This is a genomic window from Amphibacillus indicireducens, from assembly GCF_039539605.1.
GTDB classification, from domain to species: Bacteria; Bacillota; Bacilli; order Bacillales; family Amphibacillaceae; genus Amphibacillus; species Amphibacillus indicireducens.
Genome location: NZ_BAABDL010000056.1, coordinates 1 through 2,916, shown reverse-complemented (window position 1 = coordinate 2,916; position 2,916 = coordinate 1). Strand labels below are relative to the sequence as shown.

General features: G+C 38.2%; 3 protein-coding genes. 2 read left to right on the top strand and 1 reads right to left on the bottom strand.

The window, feature by feature from the left end; translation table 11 throughout:
- Positions 1–241: 241 nt before the first annotated feature.
- Together murB and ABD814_RS05530 are read left to right on the top strand one after the other, a co-directional pair.
- The gene (murB, locus tag ABD814_RS05535) at positions 242–1,165 is read left to right on the top strand and encodes a UDP-N-acetylmuramate dehydrogenase (protein ID WP_344911159.1); all 924 of its coding nucleotides are present in this window, start codon (positions 242–244) and stop codon (positions 1,163–1,165) included.
- A gap of 99 nt (positions 1,166–1,264) precedes the next feature.
- Positions 1,265–1,747 carry a hypothetical protein gene (locus tag ABD814_RS05530; RefSeq protein WP_344911158.1) on the top strand — a complete coding sequence of 161 codons (483 nt, stop codon included), beginning with the start codon at positions 1,265–1,267 and terminating at the stop codon, positions 1,745–1,747.
- A gap of 154 nt (positions 1,748–1,901) precedes the next feature.
- Here ABD814_RS05530 and trhO read toward each other — a convergent pair whose 3' ends face one another.
- Positions 1,902–2,864: an oxygen-dependent tRNA uridine(34) hydroxylase TrhO gene (trhO, locus tag ABD814_RS05525; protein ID WP_344911161.1), complete on the bottom strand. Its 963-nt coding sequence runs from the start codon at positions 2,862–2,864 to the stop codon at positions 1,902–1,904.
- Between the last annotated feature and the right edge of the window lie 52 nt (positions 2,865–2,916).

The window sequence follows — 2,916 nt, the reverse complement described above, 5'->3', positions numbered from 1 at the left end:
TTGGTTATTTTTAATTGATTTGATGCGGTTTATTCAGGTTTTATGATTGGGCTATGAATAATCTAGGCTGTAACTTTGCTGCAGATTTGTTTTTTTATATAGAATCCATTTGCTGAGCAAAATTTAATCGGATACGACAAAATCAGTCCTGAATTGCTATTGGCGAACCAAGGTCATCCCTGTTATAATTGAGATTGTGCAAACTTGAATTTGCAATATATGATTAAAGGATATGATTGAAATGACCGAACGTCATTTAATAAAAGAAACACTAATCTCAATTGTTGGTGCTGATCATCTCTTAATTGATGAACAGATCAAGCATCATATGTATACTAAACTCGGTGGTTCAGCTGACTTTTTTGTGATGCCTGAATCAGTGGAGCAGATCCAAGCGATTGTTCGATTTGCCAGTGAGGTTGATGTTCCATTCACCTTATTAGGTAATGGATCGAATTTAATTGTCCGAGATGGTGGGATTCGTGGGATTGTCATGACATTAAAAAACTTGAAAACGATTCGCCATCAAGGTGAAATGGTGATTGCTGGAAGTGGTGCGAGAATCATTGACACATCTTACTACGCACTTGATCAATCTTTATCAGGATTAGAATTTGCTTGTGGGATTCCGGGAACTGTTGGTGGTGCCTTATATATGAATGCAGGTGCTTACGGCGGCGAAATTAAGGATTGCCTCGATCACGCGATTGTCATCGATCGATCAGGTGAACTTTTAACATTAAAAAATGAGCAATTTGATTTTGATTATCGAACGAGCAACATTCCAGATAACGACTATATTGTTGTCGAAGCACATTTTAAATTGACACAAGGTGATCAAACAGAAATTAAAGCAATTATGGACGATTTAACAGAAAAACGTGAGTCAAAACAACCGCTAGAATATCCATCGTGCGGTAGTGTGTTTAAACGACCTCCGGGTTATTTTGCTGGAAAATTGATTCAAGATAGTGACCTACAAGGAAAAGGCTTTGGCGGTGCAGAGGTTTCGACTAAGCATGCTGGCTTTATCGTCAATAAGGACAATGCAACAGCAACGGATTATATTGCTGTGATTGAAATGGTTCAAAAAACGGTTAAAGAAAAATTCGGTGTCGAGCTAGAACGTGAAGTGAGAATTATTGGTGAAGATGAAAATCCTTAAGTAATAGATGCTTAAGGATTTTTTTGAAACTTAATGCCTTAACCGTACGACTAATCATCTAAAGGGGTGGTTATTTTGAAAAGGTAGATCGTATTAATTTTGGTTGCTATCTTTCTAACGGGGTGTGTTACGGGGCAAAATGATCGTGAAGCTGAAACAGATCATCAAAATGAATACGATGAGTTATTACCTTCGAAAACAGAATTGAAAGAACCACCAGAATTAATTGTTCGTTCTAATAATCATGAAGTTCTTGCTGTTTTAGGAACTTATAGTTGGTCGTATCATAATCGTGATGGAACTGGCACAGGGATTGAAGCTGATTCTGGACCACCACCAGAACTCGTAACTGACCAGGAAAACAGACTAAACACTAAATTAGGTGCGGAGATTTCTTTAGATTTTGATCATGATCCTTTGTTAGTCGAAGTATATGTTTGGAACAGATTGGCGCAAACCCGTGAAATAGCTGTTGAGGGTCTGACTTTTTTAACAGATCAGACGGGTGACGTTGTTTACGAAATTTATGCGAAATGGAACAGAGGAACTGCTCATTATGCGGTTAAAATTGATGTTGAATAAATAATGATTTAATTAAAAAAGTATCGATGCTCAATTTTGCACATCGATACTTTTTTGGTAGATAAGAAAGTATAACAACTTTCTTACTACATAAGTGCAACTAAAACATTCGCCTAAAGGCTTGGTGAATGCTGAGTTGTCTAATAGTTTTTAATTAAATTGTGTTCGTAGTTTCTTCTTCCAAAGCACTCAAACGTGCTTCAACTTCTTCAGTTGTTAGATTATGTCTTTCGATATAACGATTTTTCGGGTGTACGCGACATTCGTGTGAACAGCCACCTAAATATTTTGCTTCGTTTTCTTCGGAGCTAATGAATTGTCGATTACAAAATGGGTTGCCATAATTAATGTATCTTTCGCACGGTGTTCCGTCAAAATAATCTTTACCGACGATGACGTGTTCAACTTGGTTGATTGGCACGCTAATGCGTTCATCAAAGACGTACATTTTTCCGTCCCACAGTTGGCCTTTAACTTCAGGGTGTTTTGCGTATGTTGCAATGCCACCATGGAGTTGGTGAACATCGTCAAAACCCTTCTCAACTAACCAGCCGGAGAATTTTTCACAACGAATTCCGCCTGTGCAGTAAGTTAAAATCCGTTTACCTTCAAACTGTTCTTGGTTTTCCTCAATCCAATCTGGTAGTTCACGGAAGGTTTTAATCTCTGGACGAACGGCACCACGGAAGTGACCGAGGTCGTATTCGTAATCGTTACGTGCATCAATCACGACAGTATTTTCGTCTTGCATCGCTTGATAAAACTCATCGGGCGCTAAATAATTTCCTGTCACCTTAAGCGGGTTAATATCTTCTTCACCTAATCTTAAGGTAACAAGTTCTGGACGTGATTTGACCTTTAACTTCTGAAAAGTATGTCCGTCTGCTGGGTCAATTTTAAATGGCATTTGACTGAATCGAGGATCAGCGTGCATCGCATCCATGTAGGCTTGTGTTGCTTCGATTGTTCCGGAGGCTGTTCCGTTAATCCCTTCATTGGCAATTAAAATTCGCCCTTTTAAACCGAGTTCCTGACAAAATGCTTTATGGTCTTGAGCAAATTGTTCGGGATCCTCTATTTTTACGTACTGGTAATACCAGCTATGAAGAGTAAAAATTCTTCGTGATAAATATCGAAAAAACGACCCCTTAATATTACATTAATGTTAT

Coding starts and splice junctions, on each gene's coding strand:
- murB (WP_344911159.1), top strand. CDS start 242: ATGACCGAACGTCATTTAATAAAAGAAACACTAATCTCAATTGTTGGT.